This is a genomic window from Streptomyces violaceorubidus, assembly GCF_000717995.1.
GTDB lineage: Bacteria > Actinomycetota > Actinomycetes > Streptomycetales > Streptomycetaceae > Streptomyces > Streptomyces violaceorubidus.
In genome coordinates this window covers 165,411-185,622 of the sequence record NZ_JODM01000001.1, presented here as the reverse complement: position 1 = coordinate 185,622, position 20,212 = coordinate 165,411, and the positions used below count along the sequence as shown (strand labels likewise).

19 protein-coding genes and 1 riboswitch are annotated in these 20,212 nt (G+C 72.5%); of the genes, 12 read left to right on the top strand and 7 right to left on the bottom strand.

Translation table 11 applies throughout. From position 1 onward, the window contains the following. Nucleotides 1–38: 38 nt before the first annotated feature. Both IE94_RS0100910 and rarD read left to right on the top strand, forming a co-directional pair. Complete coding sequence (locus tag IE94_RS0100910; protein WP_030145402.1) at nucleotides 39–893, top strand: SDR family oxidoreductase; 855 nt, start codon at nucleotides 39–41, stop codon at nucleotides 891–893. A gap of 138 nt (nucleotides 894–1,031) precedes the next feature. Next, nucleotides 1,032–2,090, top strand: a complete 1,059-nt coding sequence (rarD, locus tag IE94_RS0100905; RefSeq protein ID WP_030145401.1) for an EamA family transporter RarD — start codon at nucleotides 1,032–1,034, stop codon at nucleotides 2,088–2,090. A gap of 21 nt (nucleotides 2,091–2,111) precedes the next feature. On the opposite strand, the gene IE94_RS0100900 is transcribed toward rarD, so the two are convergent. Continuing rightward, nucleotides 2,112–2,756 carry a CGNR zinc finger domain-containing protein gene (locus tag IE94_RS0100900; RefSeq protein WP_209441018.1) on the bottom strand — a complete coding sequence of 215 codons (645 nt, stop codon included), beginning with the start codon at nucleotides 2,754–2,756 and terminating at the stop codon, nucleotides 2,112–2,114. 21 nt (nucleotides 2,757–2,777) lie between these two features. Here IE94_RS0100900 and IE94_RS0100895 point away from each other — a divergent pair, with 21 nt between their 5' ends. After that, nucleotides 2,778–3,248, top strand: a complete 471-nt coding sequence (locus tag IE94_RS0100895) for a VOC family protein (RefSeq protein WP_030145399.1) — start codon at nucleotides 2,778–2,780, stop codon at nucleotides 3,246–3,248. Nucleotides 3,249–3,415: 167 nt separating this feature from the next. Then, nucleotides 3,416–4,369, top strand: coding sequence for a M28 family metallopeptidase (locus IE94_RS0100890; protein WP_030145398.1), 954 nt, complete (start codon nucleotides 3,416–3,418; stop codon nucleotides 4,367–4,369). A gap of 66 nt (nucleotides 4,370–4,435) precedes the next feature. Here IE94_RS0100890 and IE94_RS0100885 read toward each other — a convergent pair whose 3' ends face one another. Continuing rightward, the gene (locus IE94_RS0100885) at nucleotides 4,436–5,755 is read right to left on the bottom strand and encodes a hypothetical protein (protein WP_030145397.1); all 1,320 of its coding nucleotides are present in this window, start codon (nucleotides 5,753–5,755) and stop codon (nucleotides 4,436–4,438) included. 249 nt (nucleotides 5,756–6,004) lie between these two features. Between IE94_RS0100885 and IE94_RS0100880 the strand changes: the two genes are divergently transcribed. After that, nucleotides 6,005–6,607 (top strand): flavodoxin family protein, encoded by a 603-nt coding sequence (locus IE94_RS0100880; RefSeq protein ID WP_030145396.1) that lies wholly within the window; start codon nucleotides 6,005–6,007, stop codon nucleotides 6,605–6,607. Here IE94_RS0100880 and IE94_RS0100875 read toward each other — a convergent pair. The 4 genes from IE94_RS0100875 to IE94_RS0100860 all read right to left on the bottom strand — a co-directional run bounded on the left by IE94_RS0100875 (nucleotide 6,597) and on the right by IE94_RS0100860 (nucleotide 11,208). Then, nucleotides 6,597–7,535: an ABC transporter permease gene (locus IE94_RS0100875; RefSeq protein WP_030145395.1), complete on the bottom strand. Its 939-nt coding sequence runs from the start codon at nucleotides 7,533–7,535 to the stop codon at nucleotides 6,597–6,599. The two genes, IE94_RS0100880 and IE94_RS0100875, sit on opposite strands and share 11 nt — an antisense overlap. Further along, nucleotides 7,522–8,505, bottom strand: a complete 984-nt coding sequence (locus tag IE94_RS0100870) for an ABC transporter ATP-binding protein (RefSeq protein ID WP_030145394.1) — start codon at nucleotides 8,503–8,505, stop codon at nucleotides 7,522–7,524. The genes IE94_RS0100875 and IE94_RS0100870 overlap by 14 nt, the downstream gene beginning before the upstream one ends. Before the next feature lie 53 nt (nucleotides 8,506–8,558). Then, nucleotides 8,559–9,833 (bottom strand): LolA family protein, encoded by a 1,275-nt coding sequence (locus tag IE94_RS0100865; protein ID WP_030145393.1) that lies wholly within the window; start codon nucleotides 9,831–9,833, stop codon nucleotides 8,559–8,561. A gap of 364 nt (nucleotides 9,834–10,197) precedes the next feature. Then, a complete protein-coding gene (locus IE94_RS0100860; RefSeq protein ID WP_030145392.1) occupies nucleotides 10,198–11,208 on the bottom strand; it encodes a polyprenyl synthetase family protein in 1,011 nt (336 codons plus the stop codon). Between the two features lie 736 nt (nucleotides 11,209–11,944). Next, nucleotides 11,945–12,113, top strand: a riboswitch (cyclic di-AMP (ydaO/yuaA leader). A gap of 4 nt (nucleotides 12,114–12,117) precedes the next feature. Here IE94_RS0100860 and IE94_RS0100855 point away from each other — a divergent pair. Further along, nucleotides 12,118–12,609, top strand: a complete 492-nt coding sequence (locus tag IE94_RS0100855; protein WP_030145391.1) for a transglycosylase SLT domain-containing protein — start codon at nucleotides 12,118–12,120, stop codon at nucleotides 12,607–12,609. A gap of 23 nt (nucleotides 12,610–12,632) precedes the next feature. Here the strand turns inward: IE94_RS0100855 and IE94_RS0100850 are convergent, their stop codons facing one another. Then, nucleotides 12,633–13,442 (bottom strand): HAD family hydrolase, encoded by an 810-nt coding sequence (locus IE94_RS0100850; protein ID WP_030145390.1) that lies wholly within the window; start codon nucleotides 13,440–13,442, stop codon nucleotides 12,633–12,635. Nucleotides 13,443–13,864: 422 nt separating this feature from the next. On the opposite strand from IE94_RS0100850, the gene fahA reads away from it, so the two are divergent. The 6 genes from fahA (at nucleotide 13,865) to IE94_RS0100820 (ending at nucleotide 20,115) form a co-directional block, all read left to right on the top strand. Then, nucleotides 13,865–15,100 (top strand): fumarylacetoacetase, encoded by a 1,236-nt coding sequence (gene fahA / locus IE94_RS0100845; protein WP_030145389.1) that lies wholly within the window; start codon nucleotides 13,865–13,867, stop codon nucleotides 15,098–15,100. Nucleotides 15,101–15,501: 401 nt separating this feature from the next. Next, a complete protein-coding gene (locus IE94_RS0100840; protein ID WP_030145388.1) occupies nucleotides 15,502–16,440 on the top strand; it encodes a M56 family metallopeptidase in 939 nt (312 codons plus the stop codon). A 342-nt stretch (nucleotides 16,441–16,782) separates the two neighbouring features. Next, entirely contained in the window at nucleotides 16,783–17,571 is a 789-nt protein-coding gene (locus IE94_RS0100835) for a GntR family transcriptional regulator (RefSeq protein ID WP_030145387.1), read from the top strand. A 41-nt stretch (nucleotides 17,572–17,612) separates the two neighbouring features. Next, nucleotides 17,613–17,840 carry a 4Fe-4S dicluster domain-containing protein gene (locus IE94_RS0100830; RefSeq protein ID WP_030145386.1) on the top strand — a complete coding sequence of 76 codons (228 nt, stop codon included), beginning with the start codon at nucleotides 17,613–17,615 and terminating at the stop codon, nucleotides 17,838–17,840. Between the two features lie 14 nt (nucleotides 17,841–17,854). After that, nucleotides 17,855–19,222, top strand: a complete 1,368-nt coding sequence (locus IE94_RS0100825; RefSeq protein WP_030145385.1) for an ABC transporter substrate-binding protein — start codon at nucleotides 17,855–17,857, stop codon at nucleotides 19,220–19,222. Next, nucleotides 19,219–20,115 carry an ABC transporter permease gene (locus IE94_RS0100820; protein ID WP_037921418.1) on the top strand — a complete coding sequence of 299 codons (897 nt, stop codon included), beginning with the start codon at nucleotides 19,219–19,221 and terminating at the stop codon, nucleotides 20,113–20,115. Before IE94_RS0100825 ends, IE94_RS0100820 begins: the two co-directional genes overlap by 4 nt. Nucleotides 20,116–20,212: the final 97 nt, after the last annotated feature.

The window sequence follows — 20,212 nt, the reverse complement described above, 5'->3', positions numbered from 1 at the left end:
GGTTAGTGGCAACACACCCCCCAAGGAGCACTGAAGCCATGAGCATCGTCGTCACCGGAGCCACCGGACACCTCGGCCGCCACGTCGTGCGGCAACTGCTGGAGAAGGTGCCGGCCGACCAGGTCACCGCCGTCGTCCGGGACCGCGACAAGGCGGCCGACCTCGCCGCCCGCGGCGTACGGCTCGCGGTCGCCGACTACAACGCCCCCGAGACCTTCGACGGCCTGTTCGCGGCCGGCGACCGGGTCCTGCTGATCTCCGGCAACGAGTTCGACAAGGGCCGCGTGCGGCAGCACACGATCGTGATCGACGCGGCGAAGAAGGCCGGCGTCGCCCTGCTCGCCTACACCAGTGCCCCCAGCAGCCTCAAGGCCGCGCTCGCCGACGACCACCGCGCCACCGAGGAGGTGCTGGTCGGCTCGGGCGTGCCGTACGTGCTGCTGCGCAACGGCTGGTACCACGAGAACTACACCGAGCAGCTCGCCCCGGTCCTGGAGCACGGCGCCGTCGTCCAGGCGGCCGGCGAGGGCCGGGTCTCCTCCGCGTCCCGCGCCGACTACGCGGCCGCCGCCGTCGCCGTACTGACCGGCGAGGGCCACGAGAACAGGGCGTACGAGCTGGGCGGCGACGAGGCCTGGAGCTTCGCCGAGTACGCCGCCGAGCTGAGCCGGCAGACGGGCAGGGAGATCGTCTACAACCCCGTCTCCGTCGAGGCCTACACCGGCATCCTTACCGGCGCCGGGGTGCCGGGCCCGCTCGCGGACGTCTTCGCGGGCGTGGACGCCGCCATCGCCGAGGGCGAGCTGGTCGTGTCCACCGGCGACCTGTCCCGACTGGCCGGCCGCCCGACGACGCCGCTCGCACAGGCCGTCGCCGCCGCGCTCAAGGGCTGACCTGCGCCCTCCTCCGACCCACCCCGCCTGTCATGACCGTATGCCGATACGGGCATGACAGGCGGGCGGGTGCGGCGCTACCTTCGTCCTGGCATGCCTCCCCGTCCCCGGCATGCCGTGTGCGAGAAGGAGGTGCCCGTGGCCGGGTCGTCCAGGAGTGATCAGCGAATAGGCCTGCTGAACGGCTTCGCGGCGTACGGGATGTGGGGCCTGGTCCCGCTGTTCTGGCCGCTGCTCAAGCCCGCCGGGGCCGGGGAGATCCTCGCCCACCGGATGGTGTGGTCCCTCGTCTTCGTCGCCGTCGCCCTGCTCTTCGTACGGCGCTGGGCCTGGGCCGGCGAGCTGCTGCGGCAGCCGCGCAAACTCGCCCTGGTCACGGTCGCCGCCGCGGTCATCACCGTCAACTGGGGCGTCTACATCTGGGCCGTGAACAGCGGCCACGTCGTCGAGGCCTCGCTCGGGTACTTCATCAACCCGCTGGTCACCATCGCGATGGGCGTGCTGCTGCTCAAGGAGCGGCTGCGGCCCGCGCAGTGGGCGGCGGTCGGCACCGGCCTCGCGGCCGTGCTCGTCCTCGCCGTCGGCTACGGCCAGCCGCCGTGGATCTCGCTCTGCCTCGCCTTCTCCTTCGCCACGTACGGACTCGTGAAGAAGAAGGTCAATCTCGGTGGCGTCGAGTCGCTGGCCGCGGAGACGGCGATCCAGTTCCTGCCGGCGCTCGGTTATCTGTTGTGGCTGGGCGCCCAGGGCGAGTCGACCTTCACCACCGAGGGACTCGGGCACTCCGCCCTGCTCGCGGCGACCGGTGTCGTCACCGCGTTCCCCCTGGTCTGCTTCGGCGCGGCGGCGATCCGCGTGCCGCTGTCCACGCTGGGGCTGCTGCAGTACCTGGCGCCGGTCTTCCAGTTCCTGCTGGGCGTCCTGTACTTCGGCGAGGCCATGCCGCCCGAGCGCTGGGCGGGCTTCGGACTGGTCTGGCTGGCGCTGACGCTGCTCACCTGGGACGCCCTGCGCACGGCCCACCGGACCGCGAGGGCGCTGCGGGAGCGGTTGGACCGGGCGGGCGCGGGTGTGCCGCCGGTCGAGGGGGACGCCGAACCGAGGGAGCCGGGGGTGGTGGCGTCCGGGACCCCGGTGCCGCATTCCGACGAGTCCGCGCCCCGGCAGCAGCACGGCACCAGGGCGGGGCAGCCGTAGCGGCACCTCGTGGGCGCCGGGTCAGTGCTCGTGCGGCGCCCGCCGGGCGCGGTGGGCACGGACCTTCTCCCGGTTGCCGCAGTGCTCCATCGCGCACCAGCGGCGGCGGCCGGGACGTGAGGTGTCGACGAACAGCAGAAAGCAGTTGTGGGCACCGCACTCGCGGATGCGGTCCCCGTAGGGACCGGTGAACAGCTCGATCGCGTCGCGCGCCACCGACGACAGCAGACGGGAGCCGGTGGCACCCGGGGCCCAGCCGCGCCCGCCGTCCGGTTCCATGCGGGTGACGAGCGGGGGCGCGGCCGCGGCGGCGTTGACGACGCCGAGGTGGGCGGCGCGGAGCGGCCGTCCGTGGGCGCGGTCCGCGGCCAGGAGGAAGAGGGCGTCGCGCAGGGTCCTGGCCCGCTCCACGTCCGTGCGGTCCACCGACAGGTCCAGCCCGTCCGGCAGCCGGCTGCGGTCGGCCCACGCCACCAGGTCGGCGGGTTCGTGCAGCACCTCCCAGCGCGCGAAGGCGCCGGGCCCTCCCGTCGTCAGCAGTTCGAGGCAGAGCGCGCCCGGGTCGAAGCGGTACGGCTTGCCCTGGGACGACACCAGCGTCAGGCCGGGAGGTCGGCCCGGGGCCGACTTCGGCGATTCCGGCGATTCCGCTGTCCGCTCGGTCATGCAACCAGTATAAGTGGTTACATGACACCGACCTCACGACCGGCTCCTCTGCACATCAAGATCGTCATCGACGCGGCCGCCCCGCACGCCCAGGCGGACTTCTGGGCCGCGGCCCTCCACTACGAGGTGGAGGACAACAGCGCGCTCATCGAGAAGCTGCTGGGATTCGGGGCCGTACCCGCGGAGTTGACCCTTGAGTCCCACGGCCGTCGCGCCTGGCGGGACCTGGCCGCCGTGCGCCACCCCGACGACCCCTTCCAGGAGGAGAGCGGCACCGGGCTGGGGCGGCGGCTGCTGTTCCAGCGCGTGCCGGAGGCCAAGACCGTCAAGAACCGAATCCACCTCGACGTGCACGCGCCGAACGGCCGGCGGGAGGAGGAGGTCGCCCGACTGGAGGCGCTGGGGGCGAGCGTGCAGCGGCAGGTGAAGGAGCCGGGCGGGGAGTGGGTGGTGATGACGGATCCCGAGGGGAACGAGTTCTGCGTCCACTAGGACGGGCGGGGCCGCGCGGCGGGCGGGGCCGACGGGGACTTCCGGTATGTGCGACGCGGTGGCCGGATAGCGGTCTTGACGGGTGGTCAGTCCCACCCGCACCATCCAGGCACCCCTTCACTGCGGGGCCCCGACCCGGGGCCCCCTAGGAATTCGGAGCCCCCCACATGAAGCTCCTGCTCTCCGGACGTGCGCTGACGGCCTCGGCCGTCGCCGTCGCCACTCTGGTGACCGGCGGTTCCGCCGCCGGCGCGGCGACCGCGCCCACCCGCCCCGCGGCCGCCGCCGCGCCCGACATACCGATAGCCAACGTCAAGGCGCACCTCGCGCAACTGCAGTCCATCGCGACGGCGAACGGCGGCAACCGCGCCCACGGCCGTGCCGGCTACCAGGCCTCGCTCACCTACGTGAAGGCCAAGCTGGACGCGGCCGGGTTCACCACGCGGGTCCAGCAGTTCACCGCCTCGGGCCGCACCGGGTACAACCTGATAGCGGACTGGCCCGGCGGCGACGCCGATCAGATTGTCATGGCCGGGTCACATCTGGACAGCGTCACCTCGGGGCCCGGCATCAACGACAACGGCTCCGGCTCCTCGGCCGTCCTGGAGGCCGCACTCGCCGTCGCCCGCTCCGGCTACCAGCCCACCAAGCACCTGCGCTTCGCCTGGTGGGGGGCGGAGGAGCTGGGACTCGTCGGCTCCCGCTACTACGTCAACAGCCTCGGCTCCGCCGAACGCGCGAAGATCAGCGGCTATCTGAACTTCGACATGATCGGCTCGCCCAACCCCGGCTACTTCGTCTACGACGACGATGCCACGATCGAGAAGACCTTCAAGGACTACTTCGCCGGGCTGGGCGTCTCCACCGAGATCGAGACCGAGGGCGACGGACGCTCCGACCACGCGCCCTTCAAGAACGCGGGTGTCCCCGTGGGCGGTCTCTTCAGCGGCGCGGACTACCGCAAGACGTCCGCGCAGGCGGCCAAGTGGGGCGGCACCGTGGGCCAGCCCTTCGACCGCTGCTACCACTCGTCCTGCGACACGACCGCAAACATCAACGACACGGCCCTGGACCGCAACAGCGACGCCATCGCGTACGCGGTCTGGACCCTGTCGCAGTAGGACGGGGCGGCCCCGCGCCGGGCGCCGTCCGGGCGGCACGGCCCGCACGGCGCCCACCGGTCGGCGTCAGCCCGCCTGGGCGCGGACGCGCCGGGCGAGGCGGCTCATGCGGGCACGGGCGGAGTGCAGTTCCTCGGCGTCCTCGGCGGCCGGGCCGTCCTCGGCGGCGAGTTCGCCCCACAGGCCGACCAGCTCGTCCCCCAGCTCCAGGCCCCGTGCGGGGTCGCGTACGGCACGCCAGGCGGTGGCGGCGCTCTGGACGTTTCCGTAGGCGGCCTCGGCGTCGCCCGAGCGCCGGTGTATCCGGGCCAGGTCGAGGGAGAGCCGGAAGGCGCGGTCCGGGTCGCCCGACAAGTAGGCGATGTACGCCGTCAGTTCACGGAGCCGGAGTACCTCGGGGTGCTCCGGCCCCAGTGTGCGCGAGGCCTCCGTCACCGTCTCCTCCGCCAGCCGCGCCGCGACCTCGGTACGCCCCTCCTTGACGGCCTCGTTGATGCGGACCGTCGGCTCCGCGAGCAGGGCGGGGGCGGTGGCGTCACCGGGCGCGGTGAGCGGTGCGTCCCCGAGCACGGCCTCGGCCACGGCGTCGAAGCCGCGGGGCGGCGTGGGCCCGGGGTCGGGATCGGAGTACGGGTCGGGGCGGGGGCCGAGACGGGGGGCGGGGGCGGTTTCCGGCTGGGGGGCGGGAGCGGGTGCCGGTTCCGCGATCGACTCGGAGATCGACTTGGGGGTCGACTTGGGGGTCGGCTCGGGGATCCGCTCGGGGGTCGGCTCGGGCGCGTGGGTCGGCGCCGGTGCGGTGGCGAACGGGCCGGGCGTCGACCACGGCCCCGCGTGCCGCGAGGCGCCGGTCGCGGCAGCGGCGTCCATGCGGGGCGGCGGCCCGAACTCACCCGTCGGCGGCGCCACCGTCCCGGGCGGCGTCCCCCCGGCCGGCTCCGGCACGGCGCGCAGCGGGAACGTCGGCACACCGTCCCCGACCGGCGCCACCGAGCGCAGGACGTGCGTGTGCCGGTCCTGCCGAGCGGGCGCCTCCGGGGCTGTCCGCGCCGGCGCCTCCTCGGGTGCCGTCGGCACCGGCTCCGCGGCGAGGTGGCTGGAGCCGTCCGGATCGACCCGGAGGGGGACGGAGTAGCCGACGCGACGATCGTGGATCGTGGCGAGAACGGGGTGTCCGGCGGCCAGGGCGAGGCGGTGGAGGCGGTTCAGGACGGCGTTCTGGATCTCCTCGCCCGGGGCCGCGACCACCAGGGCGCCGTCGACCGTGGCACCTCGTGCGCCGGAGCCGGCCTCCGGCACGCGGACGTCGATCGGCGTCGTCGCGGGTCCGGGCGAGCCCTCGGCGCGCTCGTGGTCCCGCTGCTTGTCGCGGCCGAGTCGAGACATCGTTCCCCCACTCATCGGCGGCTTCCGTCGGCGGTTCCCGTTCCCTGCCGTCCAGAGCCTGTCATGCCTGTCGTGCACCTACTGACGAGTCTCGCCGCTCGCCCCCGATTCGCGCGTCACCGGGGTGTCACAGGCTCGTTCCAGGAGGTCACGCAGCACGTTGACCGCGTACGCCTGGCAATTTGAATGCATGCGCATATACCGGCGTACGCAGGTTACCGTCTGTCGCCTAGCAACCGTGGGGTCCTCATGACGCGCCGCTTCCTCTTCCTGCCGGGCAGCACCCGCCCCGACGGCAACACCGAGCTGCTCGCCCGCCGCGCCGCCGAGCAGTTGCCCGCGGACGTCGAGCAGCACTGGATCGACCTGGCCCGGCACCCCTTGCCCGAGTTCGAGGACCTGCGGCACGACAGCGACCACACGCGCCCCACGGAGGGCAGCGCGCGCCTGCTGCTCGACGCGACCCTCGCCGCCACGGACATCGTGATCGCCTCGCCGCTGTACTTGTACACGCTGTCCACACCGGTCAAGCGCTACCTCGACCACTGGTCCGGCTGGCTGCGCACCCCCGGCCTCGACTTCAAGGCCACCCTGGCCGGCCGCACCCTGTGGGGCGTCACCGCGCTCGCCCACGAGGAGCGGGAGGTCGCCGACCCGCTGATCGGCGCCCTGCACAACTCGGCGGCGTACATGGGCATGCGGTTCGGCGGGGTACTGCTGGGCAACGGCAGCAAGCCCGGTGACGTCCTGCGGGACACGGAGGCACTGGCCCGCGCCAAGACCTTCTTCGCGCGTCGGGCCCCGTACGCACGGTTCTCGTACGAGCGTGCGGGCGGCGCGGTTACGCGGTGATGTCCTTCGTCGTGAACCGGGCCCAGGCCGCCGAGCCGAAGACCGCCGCGTAGAGGGCCTGGAGGCCGAGGTTCTTCACCAGGTCGTCCCAGTAGACCGGTTCGCGCATCACGTCGGCAAAGGAGAGCCAGTAGTGCGAGAAGAAGTACGGCTGGAGGGCGTCGAGCTGGGGAATCTGGTCGAGGATCTGGACGGTGATCAGCAGGCCGACCGTGGTGGCCATCGCCGCGATGCCGCTGCCCGTCAGGGTGGAGACGAACAGGCCCAGGGCGGCGATGCCGACGAGTGAGGCGGCCACGACCAGGGCGATCAGCAGCGCGCGCCCCAGACCCTCGGCGTAGGTGATCCGGGTGCCGGAGATGGTGATCAGGTCGCCGACCGGGAACAGCAGCGCGCCGACCGCGAGCGCCGAGACCACGACCACCAGGGTGGCCGCGAGGCAGAAGGCGATCACCGTCGCGTACTTGGTCAGCAGCAGCCGGGAGCGGCCGGCCGGGGCGACCAGGAGGTAGCGGAGCGTGCCCGCGCTGGACTCGCCCGCGATCGCGTCGCCCGCGACGACGCCGATGGCCATCGGCAGGAAGAACGGGAGGGTCGCGGCGAGCGCGGTGAAGACCAGGAACAGCCCGTTGTTGCTGACCTGCGAGATGAACGCCGGTCCCTGGCCGCCACCGCCTCCGCCGCCGACCGGGGATCCGTCGCTCGTCTCGATCTTCACGGCGATGCCCACCAGGACCGGCACGGCGGCGAGCACGCCCAGCAGGGCGAGGGTCCGCCAGCGCCGGAAGGTGGTCAGCAGCTCGCTGCGCAGCAGCCCGAGGGACCACAGCGGACCCGGGGCCCGCGCGGTCCCCGGTTCGGGCACCGCACTCGGGGCCGCGCCCTCGGACTCCCCCACCGGCTCGCCCCGCACATCAGCCCGCGACATCGAATCCCTCCCCGGTCAGCGCCACGAACGCGTCCTCCAGCGAGGCCCGTTCCAGCCCGAAGCCCCGGACCCTGACCCGGGCCGCGACCAGCGCCGCGTTCACCTCGGCGAGGTCGCGCTCCGGCGGCTCCGCCGTCACCCGGTCACCGTCGACCACCACGTCCGCCGCCCCCTGCTCCTTCAGCACCCGGGCCGCCTCGCCCGCGTCCGGCGTGGTCACCACCAGCCGGCCCCGGGCCCCGGCCGCCAGGTCGGCGACCGCGCCCTGGGTGATCAGCCGCCCCTGCGCCATCACGGCGGCGTGGGTGCACACCTGCTCGATCTCGTCCAGCAGGTGTGAGGAGAGGAAGACGGTGGTGCCGTCGGAGGCCAGTTCGCGTACGAGGGAGCGGATCTCGCGCATGCCCTGGGGGTCGAGCCCGTTGGTCGGCTCGTCCAGGACGAGCAGCCGGCGCGGCTGGAGCAGCGCCGCGGCGAGACCCAGCCGCTGCTTCATGCCGAGCGAGTACGCCTTCGCCTTCTTGCCGCCTGCGGCCGCGAGGCCCACCCGGTCCAGCGCCGCCGCGACGCGCTCGCGCCGGGTGCGCGGGTCGGCGGTCGGGTCGGCGGCGTCGTAGCGCAGCAGGTTGTCGCGCCCGGAGAGGAAGCCGTACAGGGCCGGGCCCTCGATGAGGGCGCCGACCCGGGGCAGTACGGCGCGGGACGCGCGCGGCATGGGCAGGCCGAGGACCCGGGCGCTGCCCGAGGTGGGTTCGATCAGCCCCATCAGCATGCGGATGGTGGTGGTCTTGCCGGAGCCGTTGGGCCCGAGGAAGCCGAAGACGCTGCCCGCCGGGACGGTCAGGTCCAGACCGTCGACGGCGAGCTGCCCGCCGCGGTAGCGCTTGGTGAGCCCGCGGGTGGCGATGACGGCGTCATCCGCGCGGTCCCGGTCCGGGCGCTCCTGCTCCGTGACGGACACTTCGGCCATCGGCTCCCTCTTCTCGTCCTCGTCGCCGTACGGGTGTGGATGCCGCGCGGGTCCTACTGCGCGGCGTCGGCCGCCTTCACCAGGGCGTCCTTGGTGACCGCACCGGCGTAGACCTTGCCGTCGTCCGTGATCAGGGCGTTGACCAGGCGGGTCTTGAAGACCGTGCCCGAGCCGAAGTCGCCCTTGACCTGGTCGCCGAAGGAGCCGAGGAAGCCGCCGAGGTCACCGAGGTCGCCACCCGCGGACGCCGTGGGCAGGCCAGTGCCGGTGCCGGTGTCGAACGTGGCGATCGAGTTCCAGCCCTCGCCGATGACCTTGAGGCCGTCCATCCCCTTGGCGAGGTCGCCCTCGGCCGTGCGCCCGTGCCCCGGGACCTCGGCCCGCTCGCCGGTCTTGTCGCCCTTGTCGCCCTTGTCGCCCTTGTCCGCCTCGGTGACCTTGGCTCCCGCGGGCGGGGTGAAGTCGAACGTCGACGCGTCCGGCTTCGCGAAGCTGACCTCGGTGAAGCCCACGTCCACGACGGCGGCGCCGCCGCTCGCCGGGGTCAGGGTGAACTTCAGGGGGGTGCCGGTCTCGGCGTCCACGGCCACGGTGATCGCACCGACCGTGGAACCGTCCCGCTTGGGCTCGACGACCAGGCGGTAGGCGTCCCGGCCGGCCACGTGCGCGGTGCCGCCGACGGTCACGGACGTGGTGTCGTCGATCGCCTTGAGCGCCTGGTCGGCGAAGTCCTTCGGGGTGGCCGGCACGTCCTTGCCCGGCGCGTCCCGCTCCGGCCGCTCGGTGCTGTCGGCGGCGGTGGAGTGGTAGACCTCGTTGGACCGGCTGTCGTAGCCCCAGACGTCCTTGCCGTTGTGGATCAGGCTGTACTCGGCGGCGTTCTCCAGCAGGGAGAGCTTCTGCCGGTCGGGGCCGTCGGCCGCGACGCGCAGCGTGTGGCTGCCGGAGACCAGCTCGGTGAGCTTGGCCGACGGGTCGGCGGCGGAGCCCCCACCGTCCTCGCCCGAGCCCGGACCTCCCGACATTCCGGACATCAGGCCGCTCTCCAGCCCGCCGAGGTCGGGCAGACCCAGGTCGGTGTTGATGCGCACCGTGCCGGACAGCTGCTGGACGTCCGACTTGGCGATCTTCTCGATCAGTTGCTCCGCCGTGACCTTCGGCAGGTCCGGGTCGCCGGAGTCCGCGAGCGCGGGGACGAGCCCGATCGTCGCGGCCGCCACTCCCATCACCGCGACCGGGACGACGTACCGCGCGGCCTTGCGCCGGCCGGCCCGCAGCTCCTCGCCCTCCCCGGCGGTCGTGTTGTCGTCGGAATCGATCGGTGCCATGTGTGCCCTACCTCCGTCGTCGGCGGCGGCTGTCTCGCGACCTCGCACTCGTTCACCCGTGAGCCGCCATTCTCACCCGAATCGGTGAGGATTGGTGTTTTTCCGTGGTGTCCATCTGACCAAATCACCGGAGTGCAGGCGTCAGACCGCGGGCTCAACTCCGCCTACTCCTGCGGGATGACACCCGGGGGTGCCGGCTCCCCGGGCCCGTAGGGGCCGCAGTACGCCCACGGCAGGGGACGGGGCCGCACGTGGCCCAAGTGACGGACATAGCGGATACAGCAGACGTGGCGGGGTGTGACGCGACGGCAGACGGCGCGCGGCCGACGGCGCGAAGGTCGGCACGCTCCGAACCGCCGGGCGGTCAGCCGGCCCGGTGGACCACCGCGTCGCACAGCTCGATCAGCGCGGCCTTCGCGTCGCACTCCCGCAGCGGGGCCAGCGCGGCCCGGGCGTCCTTGGCGTACCGGACGGTGTCCCGCCGGGCCTGCTCCAGCGCGGGGTGGGCGCGCAGCAGGCGCAGCGCCTCCGCGTGCCGCGCGTCGTCGCTCAGGTCGGAGTCGAGCAGCTCGCACAGCGCGACGTCCTCGGCGAGCCCCAGCCGGGCCGCCCGCTCGCGCAGCCGCAGGACGGGCAGGGTGGGGATGCCCTCGCGCAGGTCGGTGCCGGGGGTCTTGCCGGACTCGTCGGAGTCGGAGGCGATGTCCAGGACGTCGTCCGCCAGCTGGAAGGCGACGCCGAGCCGCTCGCCGTACTGGGTCAGCACGTCCACCACCGTCTCGTCGGCGCCGGACATCATCGCGCCGAACCGGCAGGAGACGGCCACCAGGGAGCCCGTCTTGCCGCCGAGCACGTCCAGGTAGTGGTCGACCGGGTCGCGGCCGTCCTGCGGGCCCGCCGTCTCCAGGATCTGACCGGTGACCAGCCGCTCGAACGCGAGGGCCTGGACGCGGACCGCCTCGGGACCGAGGTCGGCGAGGATCTGCGAGGCACGGGCGAACAGGAAGTCGCCGGTGAGGACGGCGACCGAGTTGCCCCAGCGGGTGTTCGCGCTGGGCACCCCGCGCCGCACGGTGGCCTCGTCCATGACGTCGTCGTGGTACAGCGTGGCGAGGTGGGTCAGCTCCACCACCACGGCCGAGGGCACGATCCCGGGGGCGTAGGGGTCGCCGAACTGGGCCGAGAGCATCACCAGCAGCGGTCGGAACCGTTTCCCACCGGCCCGCACCAGGTGCTGGGCGGCCTCCGTGATGAACGGAACCTCACTTTTGGTTGCCTCAAGCAACCCTTCCTCGACAGCAACCAATCCGGCCTGGACATCGGCTTCCAGAGCCTGGTCCCGCACGCTCAGCCCGAACGGCCCGACGACGGTCACGAGGGGTCTCCTGTCTGCTGGTGTCTACTGGCGATTACCTGGTTTGTCGATAGGTCGCTGCCACCACTCAAGTCAGCGTATCCGGTCACGTTTCGATCACCGCTAGCGCCCACCGTTACAGGCTGGTCGGTATCGGATCATGAACGGTATGTTTTTGATCAGGTGATATGAGCAGATTTTGATTGATATCGCCAGGGGGGACGAGCCGGACCCGGAGGGGCGAACGGGCCGGAGCCGCCACCGAAGATCCCACCACCCCTCCCAACGGCCCGCACTTCGAGAACGTCACCCAATCCGCACACGCCACCCGCGGCATGGGCCGCTCCGGTCCGCACGCACGACCGGCACCTCGCGGGCCCACCCACCTGCCTCCCCGCCCCGCCCCACCCCTCCCCACTCTCCCCGTTTCCCTCCCTCCGGCGCTCGACACCCGAAGCCGTCCCCACCCGCGGCCGGTTGGCACACAGTTGAGCTCAATGCCCGTTTTGCCGCGCTTGTTGAGGCCAGTGAGTTGGCTCACTCCGGACCGCCCACGGGCAACCCCGCCCAAACCTGTGCCCTCCCTTTGCCCCACAAGCCAGTTGATGCTTGGCAACAGCAAAGGATCAAGAGCCTCAAACACCCCAGACCAAGGTCAACAGGCATGGAGGGTGATTCCTGCACTTGTTCCGGACATGTGCTCTCGCATACGTTCCCGGCCTGTCGGGCGGACGCCGAATCCTGCCACCGCCCGTCGCACAGTCATCCACCCAACACACTCGCAGGCAGGAGCGGGGGACCCAGGTAAGTCGCCGCACCGGTCACCACCGGAGCGGCTAGGGGTGAAGCCGTACCCGTCAGGGCACGGCCGGGCACTCCCCCGCCCGAACCCGACAGCTCACCTCGTAGGCGTATGGAGAGGGACACCGCATGTCTGCCAACGGTCAGAACCGTCACGCCCGCACCAGCCGCCTCGCCCGCAAGCTCGCCGTGGCCGGCGTCGGTGCCGCGGTGCTCGCGCTGCCGCTCATCGGCGCCACCACCGCTTCCGCGGCCACCCCGGCCGCCGCCACGACCGCCACCACGGCGGCCACGACCTACCCGGACAACCTCGACGGCTGGATCCGCGAGTCGCTCGACATCATGGCCCAGCACGGCATCCCCGGGACCTACGAGGGCATTCACCGCAACATCATGCGTGAGTCCTCCGGCAACCCGCTCGCCATCAACAACTGGGACATCAACGCCATCAACGGCACCCCGTCCAAGGGGCTGCTCCAGGTGATCGACCCGACCTTCCAGGCCTACCACGTCGAGGGCACCTCCTGGGACCCGTACGACCCGGTCGCCAACATCACCGCGGCCTGCAACTACGCGGCCGACCGCTACGGCTCGATGGACAACGTCTTCAGCGCGTACTGAGCCGTACACCGCCTGGGCCTCGCCTAGGAGGTACCGAAGATCCGCTCGAGGACGACGGCCACGCCGTCGTCCTCGTTCGTCGTGGTGACCTCGTCGGCCACCGCCTTGAGTTCGGGGTGGGCGTCCGCCATGGCGACGCCGTGGGACGCCCAGTGGAACATGGGGATGTCGTTGGGCATGTCCCCGAAGGCGATCGTCCGCCGCCGGCCGAGGCCCAGGTGCTCGGCGGCCAGCGCCAGGCCGGTCGCCTTGGTGATGCCGCACGGTTGCAGCTCCACTGTGCCGGGCCCCGACATGGTGACCGTCGCGAGGGAACCGACCACCGCGCGCGCCGTCGTCGCCAGCTCGTCGTCCGTCAGCTCGGGGTGGCGCAGCAGCACCTTGCTGATCGGCGTGGACCACAGCTGCTCGCGCCGCTCGACGCGGACCGCGGGCAGGGTCGGGTGGGGCATCAGGTAGCCCGGTTCGATGAGCGTCAGCCCGTCCACGCCGTCCTGGTCGACGGCGGCGTACACCTGGCCCACCTCGGCCTCGATCTTGCCGAGCGCGGTCTCGGCCAGCTCCCGGTCCAGGGTGACCGACCACAGCATCCGGTGCGCCCCGGCGTCGTACACCTGCGCGCCCTGCCCGCACACCGCGAGTCCCGTGCAGCCGAGCCGGTCGAGCAGGGGGCGCACCCGGGGGGCCGGCCGCCCCGTCACCACCAGGTGCCGCGCACCCGCCCCGGCGACCCGCGCCAGCGCGGCCAGCGACCGGTCGGAGACGGTGTCGTCGCCGCGGAGCAGTGTGCCGTCCAGGTCGGTGGCGACGAGTGAATATGCGGTGCGGTCCATGATCAGAGAATACGGACACCGCACCCCTCCGCCTCACCCGTGACCGCTTCCGAACGAGGGCGTAGCGAGTGCGTTCGTACCGGAACGAGAATGCCCGAGGACGGCCACTCGTGCCCGAAACCTGACACATCATCGTCTAAAGCCGGTTCAGGGCCTCTGCACCGGTTGGCGTCACCATGGAACGCCGCCCGCCCTCCGGGCGATCTCGCCGGTACCTTCCTTTTGTTCTGGGTGACTTGCCCCTGTACGCACCACCGCGTCCAGATCGCGTCCGGGGCGCGGTCACCATCCGCCGCTCTGCCCAAGACCGGTGGGTCGGCCGTAACGTGTGGCCCGACCACATGTCACGTGACGCACACCGCTCATGTGGCGCACCGCTTCACACGGCGCACATGGCGAGCACGAAAGCGAGGCAGCACCCGATGCCCCCCTTCGATGTCCCCGAGGGCGATCCCTTCGGTCCGCACAACCTTCCCTACGGCGTGTTCTCGATCCCCGGCTCGCGCGACCGGTCGGACCGGACGGTGGGCGTCCGGCTCGGCGACCACGTCCTCGACGCGGGCGCGGCGGCCCACGCACTCGGCTCGCCGTACGCGTCCCTGCTCGCCCGGCCCACCCTCAACCCGCTGCTGGCGGCCGGGCGCACGGCGTGGTCGGACGTGCGACGCGCGCTGACGGCGTGGGTGACGGTCCCCTCCCACCGGGAGGTCCTGGAGCCGCTCCTCCATCCGCTGTCGTCGGTGACCCTGCACCTGCCCTTCGAGGTCGCCGACTACGTCGACTTCTACGCCTCCGAGAACCACGCCCGCAACGTCGGCCGGATCTTCCGCCCCGACGCCGCCGACTCCCTCACCCCGAACTGGAAGCACCTCCCGATCGGCTACCACGGCCGCTCCGGCACGGTCGTCGTGTCCGGCACCGACGTCGTACGCCCGTCGGGGCAGCGCAAGGCACCGGCCGACGCCGCTCCCGTCTTCGGCCCGTCCGTCCGCCTCGACATCGAGGCCGAGGTCGGCTTCGTGGTGGGCGTGCCGTCCGAGCCGGGCAGTCCGGTGGCGCTCGGCGACTTCCGCGAGCACGTCTTCGGGCTCTGCCTGCTCAACGACTGGTCCGCGCGGGACGTCCAGGCCTGGGAGTACGTGCCCCTCGGACCGTTCCTCGGCAAGTCCTTCGCCACGTCGGTGTCGGCGTGGATCACCCCGCTGGACGCGCTGGAGGAGGCACGGGTGGCGCCGCCGGAGCGCACCCACGAGCTGCTGCCCTACCTCGACGACACGAACACCGACCAGGACGGTCCCGGCGGCTACGACCTGCGGATCTCCGTCGCCCTCAACGGCCACGTCGTCTCCGAGCCGCCGTTCTCCACCATGTACTGGACGGCCGCCCAGCAGTTGGCCCACCTGACCGTCAACGGCGCGTCGCTGCGCACCGGCGACCTCTACGGCTCGGGCACGGTGAGCGGGCCGGCCGAGCGGGAGCGGGGGTCGCTGCTCGAACTGACCTGGAACGGCCGCGACCCGCTGGAACTCCCCGACGGCAAGCGGACGTTCCTGGAGGACGGGGACGTGGTGACCCTCTCGGCCTGGGCGCCGGGACCCGGCGGTGCCCGGGTGGGGCTGGGAGAGGTGACCGGGCGGGTGGTCGGACGGGGCGCCTGAGCGGACGCGGGAGGGCTCCCGGCGGCGTGCGCGGTGCTGCGTGCGGTGCTGCGTGCGGTGCCGTGTGCGGTGCTGCGTGCGGTGCCGTGTGCGGTGCCGTGTGCGGTGCCGTGTGCGGTGCTGCGTGCGGTGCTGCGTGCGGTGCCGTGTGCGGCCGGGAGGCTGTTCCCGACCGGTGGGCGAGGGCACGGATTCCGGATCCGGTGCCCGCCGACACCTGACTCGCACCGCCCCGCCCCGTCATACTGGCGTCGGGCGGTGCGCGCACACGGCCCGGCCCGGCGCAGCGCAGCACCCAGCACTCAGCACTCAGCACTCAGCACTGCAACCAACTCAGCACCCAGCACAGCCCTGTACAGCCAGAGCCGCCCATCCTTCGACCAGGATCCGGAGCCAGTGGCATGACCGTCTGCCTGCTCCTGCTGTTCGTCGTCGCCGTGACCGCCGCGGTGCCGGTGCCGCGCGCGCTGACCCGTTCGGCGTGGCCCGAGCGGGACCCCGTGGTCGGGCTGTGGGTGTGGCAGTGCCTGGTCGCCACCGTGCTGCTGTGCTGTCTGACGGCTCTCGTCCTCGGTGTCACCGCCGTCTTCGGGACCGTCCGCGCCCAGCTCTTCGCCCCGGCGCCGCCCGCGGTCACCGCGGCGTACAACCTTTCCGCCGGTCCGGTCTGGGCAGCCGTCCTCACCCTGCTGCTGGCGGCCGGCGCCGCCTGGACGACCGCGATGCTCGTGCGCGAACTCGTCGAGGCCCGCCGTCGGCGCGCCCGGTCCCGCGCCCATCTGCGCGAGCGCGCCCCCGACCTGCCCGCCGGGCTCCCGGCCGCCCGCGGGCCCCTGCTGGTGCTGGAGGACGAGTACCCGGACGCCTGGTGGATGCCCGGCAGCCCGCCCCAGCTGATCGTCACCACCGGCGCCCTGCACCGCCTCACCGACCACCAGCTGGACGCCGTCCTCACCCACGAGCGCGGCCACGCGCGGGCCCGCCACGACTGGCTGCTGCACCTGTCGATCGCTCTCGCCACCGGATTCCCGAGCGTCCCGCTCTTCGCCCACTTCTGCGACCAGACCCACCGCCTGGTCGAGCTCTCGGCCGACGACACCGCCTCCCGGCGCTGCGGCCACCTGACCACCGCGCTGGCCCTGATCGAGCTGAACCAGCACCGCGGCGTCCTGTCCTGCGCCTCCAGCCACCGCCTCCTCGGCGAACGGGTCGACCGCCTGCTGGAGCCCCGGCCCCGCCTGCCCCGCCGCCACCGCGCCCTGACCACGGCGACAGCCGCGCTGATCCCCCTCCTTCCCCTCCTGATCACCTTCGCCCCGGGTCTGACGGCCCTGGCATAGCCCCCTGCGTCCCGAAGGCGGCCGTGTCTCCTCCAGCGCCTGGTGGGGCGGTCGCAGCGGCACCCCCGCGAGCGCCCGGCCGCACAGCCCGCCGCGCGCCTTGCGCCCCCGGTGGAGCCGCCGGGGGGAACCAGGATGGGGCCCGCGGGTGGGAACCCTGGTGGGAGAACCCCGGTAGGAACCGCAGTGGGAGCCCCGATGGGAACCGCGATGGGAACCGCGGTGGCAGAACTCCCCCGCCGTCGACAGAAACCCCAGCTCACCCCGGCGGACCGCGGAGCCCGGGGTGGCGCAACATTGCCGCAACACCACTAATCCCACCGGATAGGTATGGTTCCAGCCATGCCGCCCACCGACCGTATCCGAGACCACGCCGGCCAGGGCGCGACCACCGTCGCCGCCCACCGCACGCGGCGTCGGCTGCGCGCCGACCGGGCCCGTCAACTGGCCGACCTGCTGCGCTGCCAGCTCCTCGACGACTCCTTTCCCGACGGCGTCCTCCCCCACGAGGACACCCTCGCCGCCGACTACGCCACCACCCGCAACACCGTCCGCCAGGCGCTCGACCTGCTGCGCGCCGAAGACCTCGTCGCCCGCCGGCCCGGGATCGGCACCGTGGTCGTGGCCCGCAAGTACGCCCACGGGCTCGACCGGCTGATGGGCCTCGCCGAGACCCTGCACGAACACGGCCGCGTCACCAACGAGGTCCGTACGACCGTCCCCGTACCGGCCCCCGCCCCGGTTGCCGAACGCCTCCGCGTCCCACCGGGCGCCGACGTCCTCTACATCGAACGCCTGCGCCGCCTCAACGGCGTCCCCCTCTCCCTCGACCTCACCTACCTCCCCCTCGACATCGGCACCGCCCTGCTCGGCGCGGACCTGGAGAACACCGACGTGTTCCGGCTCCTGGAATCCGTCACCGGCCGGCCGCTCGGCCACGCCGAGATCACCCTGGAGGCCGTCACCGCCGACGCGCACTCCGCCGCCGTACTGGAGGCACCGCGCGGCACGGCGGTCCTCATGCTGGAACGGCTCACCCACCTCGCCGACGGCCGCCCGGTGGACCTGGAGTTCGTCCGCTTCCGCGGCGACCGCATCGCGATGAGCGGCCTGCTGCACCGGTCGCTGTGACCCGCTGAACCCCCTTTCGCGCACCCTCCCTGGAGACAGCCATGCCCTTGGCGCCCCAGCGGGCCGACGTGCCCGTGACCATCGACGAGTCGAAGTGCATCGAAGGCTGCACGCTCTGCGTGGACATGTGCCCGCTGGACTCCCTCGCCATCGACGAGCGCAACGGCAAGGCGTACATGCACGTCGACGAGTGCTGGTACTGCGGCCCGTGCGCCGCCCGCTGCCCCACCGGGGCGGTCACGGTCAACATGCCCTACCTGCTCCGGTGAGAGGCCGACCCCCCATGAAAGCGAAACGCACCTCGCTCCCCGCCGGCGCCGCCGCTGCCGCCGCGGCCCTGCTCCTCCCCCTCACCGCCTGCGGCGGCGACGCCTCCGCCGACGGGGACGGCTCCACGGTCACCGTGACGGTCGGCTACCAGTCCAGGACGATCAACACGGTCACCGCCGGCACCCTCCTGCGCTCCCTCGGCTACTTCGAGAAGCAACTCGACTCCCTCGGCGACGGAGTCACCTACAAGGTCGACTGGCAGGACTACGCGACCGGCGCGCCCATCACCGCCCAGATGACCGCCGGGAAGATCGACATCGGCTCGATGGGTGACTTCCCCCTGCTCATCAACGCGGCCCGCGGCAAGCAGCTCGGCAAGCCGACCCGCCTGGTCTCGGTCACCGGCTACAACCTGCGCGGCGGCCTCAACACCATCGTCGTCCCACCCGGTTCCTCCCTCGCCTCCCTGAAGGACCTCAAGGGCAAGAAGGTCTCGACCAGCGTCGGCTCGGCCGCCGACGGGACCCTCGTACGCGCCCTGCAACGCGCCGGTCTCGACCCCGCCGAGGACATCGAGAAGCTCAACCAGCAGCCCGCCGTGGGCGCCTCGGCCCTGGACGCGGGAAGCGCGGACGCCCTGTCCCAGTTCGTCGCCTGGCCCGGCCTGCTCGCCCAGCAGGGCAAGGCGAAGGCCCTGTACGACGGGGCTCAGCTGAACCTGCCCACCTTCCACGGCGTCACCGCCGTCGAGGAGTTCGCGAAACGGCGCCCCGCCGTGCTGGAGGCTTTCCTGAAGGCCCAGGCGCAAGCGACCGACTATCTGGACGCCCATCCCGTGGCCGCCGCCGAGAAGGTCGCGAAGGCCACCGGCCTGCCCACGGAGACCGTCTACCTCTACAACGGCGCCCAGGGCATCGCCACCTTCGACCCGGCGATCAAGCCGCAGCTCGTCGAGGCCCTCAACGAGGACGTCTCGGTCCTCAAGGACGCGAAACTCACCGGCGACGTGGACGTGGACGCCTTCGTCGACGACCAGTACGTGAAGAAGGCCCTCGGCCCCGCCGAGTACGCCGAGCGGCTCGCCGCCACGCCCCCGGAACCGGCCGGCGAGGTCTGGACCGAGGGCGCGCGGAAGACCCTTTCCTTCACCTCCCCCACCGCGCTGCTGCGGCACGTGGCCGCGCACTGCGACGAGGTCCGCGCCGCGTACGTCCCCGACACCACCACCGGCACCCTGTGGTTCGCCGACCAGGCGGTGTGGGTGGCCGACGGCGACGCACTGCTGCCCTTCGTCGCGCCCGAGACCGCACGGGCGTACCTCGCCGGGCACGGCGGAGCGCGCGTCGTCCCGTACGCCGAGGCGCTGGGGCGGGCGTCGTGAACCGCTCCGCCCGCTACGCGCTGCGGATCGCCTCGCTCGCCGTCGCCCTGGGCCTGTGGCAGCTGCTGACCAGCCGGGACATCGACCTGTGGCTGCGCTTCTCGCAGTTCCCCACCGTCACCGACGTGGCCCACACCTTCGCCGACCGGCTGGCGGGGCCCGACTACTGGACCGACCTCACCGACAGCCTGACCCGCATCCTCACCGGCTTCCTGCTCGCCGCAGTCCTGGGCGTGGCCACGGGTGTGCTGGTGGCCCGCTCGCGGCTCGCCGAGGACCTGCTCGGTCCGGTGCTCGAAGTGATCCGGCCCGTTCCCGCCATCGCCCTCGTCCCCGTGGCGATCCTCCTCTTCCCCTCCAACGAGCAGGGCATCGTCTTCATCACCTGCGCCGCCGCCTTCTTCCCCGTCCTGGTCTCCACCCGGCACGCGGTGCGCGCGCTGACGCCCGTGTGGGAGGAGGCGGTCCGCACCATGGGCGGCGGCCGGTGGCGCGTCCTCGGCTCGGTGGTCCTGCCGGGCGCGCTGCCCGGTGTCTTCGGTGGTCTGTCCGTCGGCATCGGCGTCTCGTGGATCTGCGTGATCTCCGCCGAGATGATCTCCGGTCAGTACGGCGTGGGATACCGCACCTGGCAGGACTACACGGTCGTCGACTACCCGGGCGTCTTCGTCGGCATGGTCACCATCGGTGTGCTCGGCTGGCTGACCTCCACGGCCGTGGAACTGCTGGGCCGCCGCCTCACCCGCTGGCTGCCGCGCACGGCCCACGTCCCCGCCGCCCGCCCGAAGCCGGCGCCGGCCGGTGCGGCGCCGTCGCCCGCCCGCGCCGCGGTACGCGAGGACACCCCCGCACATCCCGAGGAGGCACGCGATGAGCACCTCGTCCGAGACTGAGACGGAGACTGAGACTGAGAACAAGAACGGGCACGGGACCGGGACCGGGACCGGGACCGGGACCGGGACGACGAACGGGACCGGGATCGAGACCGGG

What these genes read in the sequence shown, in the direction of transcription:
- IE94_RS0100900 (WP_209441018.1), bottom strand. Translation starts at nt 2,756, where the DNA reads ATGACCGAGCGGACAGCGGAATCGCCGGAATCGCCGAAGTCGGCCCCG.
- IE94_RS0100870 (WP_030145394.1), bottom strand. Translation starts at nt 8,505, where the DNA reads ATGGCCGAAGTGTCCGTCACGGAGCAGGAGCGCCCGGACCGGGACCGC.
- IE94_RS0100825 (WP_030145385.1), top strand. Translation starts at nt 17,855, where the DNA reads ATGAAAGCGAAACGCACCTCGCTCCCCGCCGGCGCCGCCGCTGCCGCC.
- IE94_RS0100835 (WP_030145387.1), top strand. Translation starts at nt 16,783, where the DNA reads ATGCCGCCCACCGACCGTATCCGAGACCACGCCGGCCAGGGCGCGACC.
- IE94_RS0100910 (WP_030145402.1), top strand. Translation starts at nt 39, where the DNA reads ATGAGCATCGTCGTCACCGGAGCCACCGGACACCTCGGCCGCCACGTC.
- IE94_RS0100855 (WP_030145391.1), top strand. Translation starts at nt 12,118, where the DNA reads ATGTCTGCCAACGGTCAGAACCGTCACGCCCGCACCAGCCGCCTCGCC.
- IE94_RS0100890 (WP_030145398.1), top strand. Translation starts at nt 3,416, where the DNA reads ATGAAGCTCCTGCTCTCCGGACGTGCGCTGACGGCCTCGGCCGTCGCC.
- IE94_RS0100880 (WP_030145396.1), top strand. Translation starts at nt 6,005, where the DNA reads ATGACGCGCCGCTTCCTCTTCCTGCCGGGCAGCACCCGCCCCGACGGC.
- IE94_RS0100850 (WP_030145390.1), bottom strand. Translation starts at nt 13,442, where the DNA reads ATGGACCGCACCGCATATTCACTCGTCGCCACCGACCTGGACGGCACA.
- IE94_RS0100830 (WP_030145386.1), top strand. Translation starts at nt 17,613, where the DNA reads ATGCCCTTGGCGCCCCAGCGGGCCGACGTGCCCGTGACCATCGACGAG.
- fahA (WP_030145389.1), top strand. Translation starts at nt 13,865, where the DNA reads ATGCCCCCCTTCGATGTCCCCGAGGGCGATCCCTTCGGTCCGCACAAC.
- IE94_RS0100840 (WP_030145388.1), top strand. Translation starts at nt 15,502, where the DNA reads ATGACCGTCTGCCTGCTCCTGCTGTTCGTCGTCGCCGTGACCGCCGCG.
- IE94_RS0100865 (WP_030145393.1), bottom strand. Translation starts at nt 9,833, where the DNA reads ATGGCACCGATCGATTCCGACGACAACACGACCGCCGGGGAGGGCGAG.
- IE94_RS0100875 (WP_030145395.1), bottom strand. Translation starts at nt 7,535, where the DNA reads ATGTCGCGGGCTGATGTGCGGGGCGAGCCGGTGGGGGAGTCCGAGGGC.
- IE94_RS0100885 (WP_030145397.1), bottom strand. Translation starts at nt 5,755, where the DNA reads ATGTCTCGACTCGGCCGCGACAAGCAGCGGGACCACGAGCGCGCCGAG.
- IE94_RS0100895 (WP_030145399.1), top strand. Translation starts at nt 2,778, where the DNA reads ATGACACCGACCTCACGACCGGCTCCTCTGCACATCAAGATCGTCATC.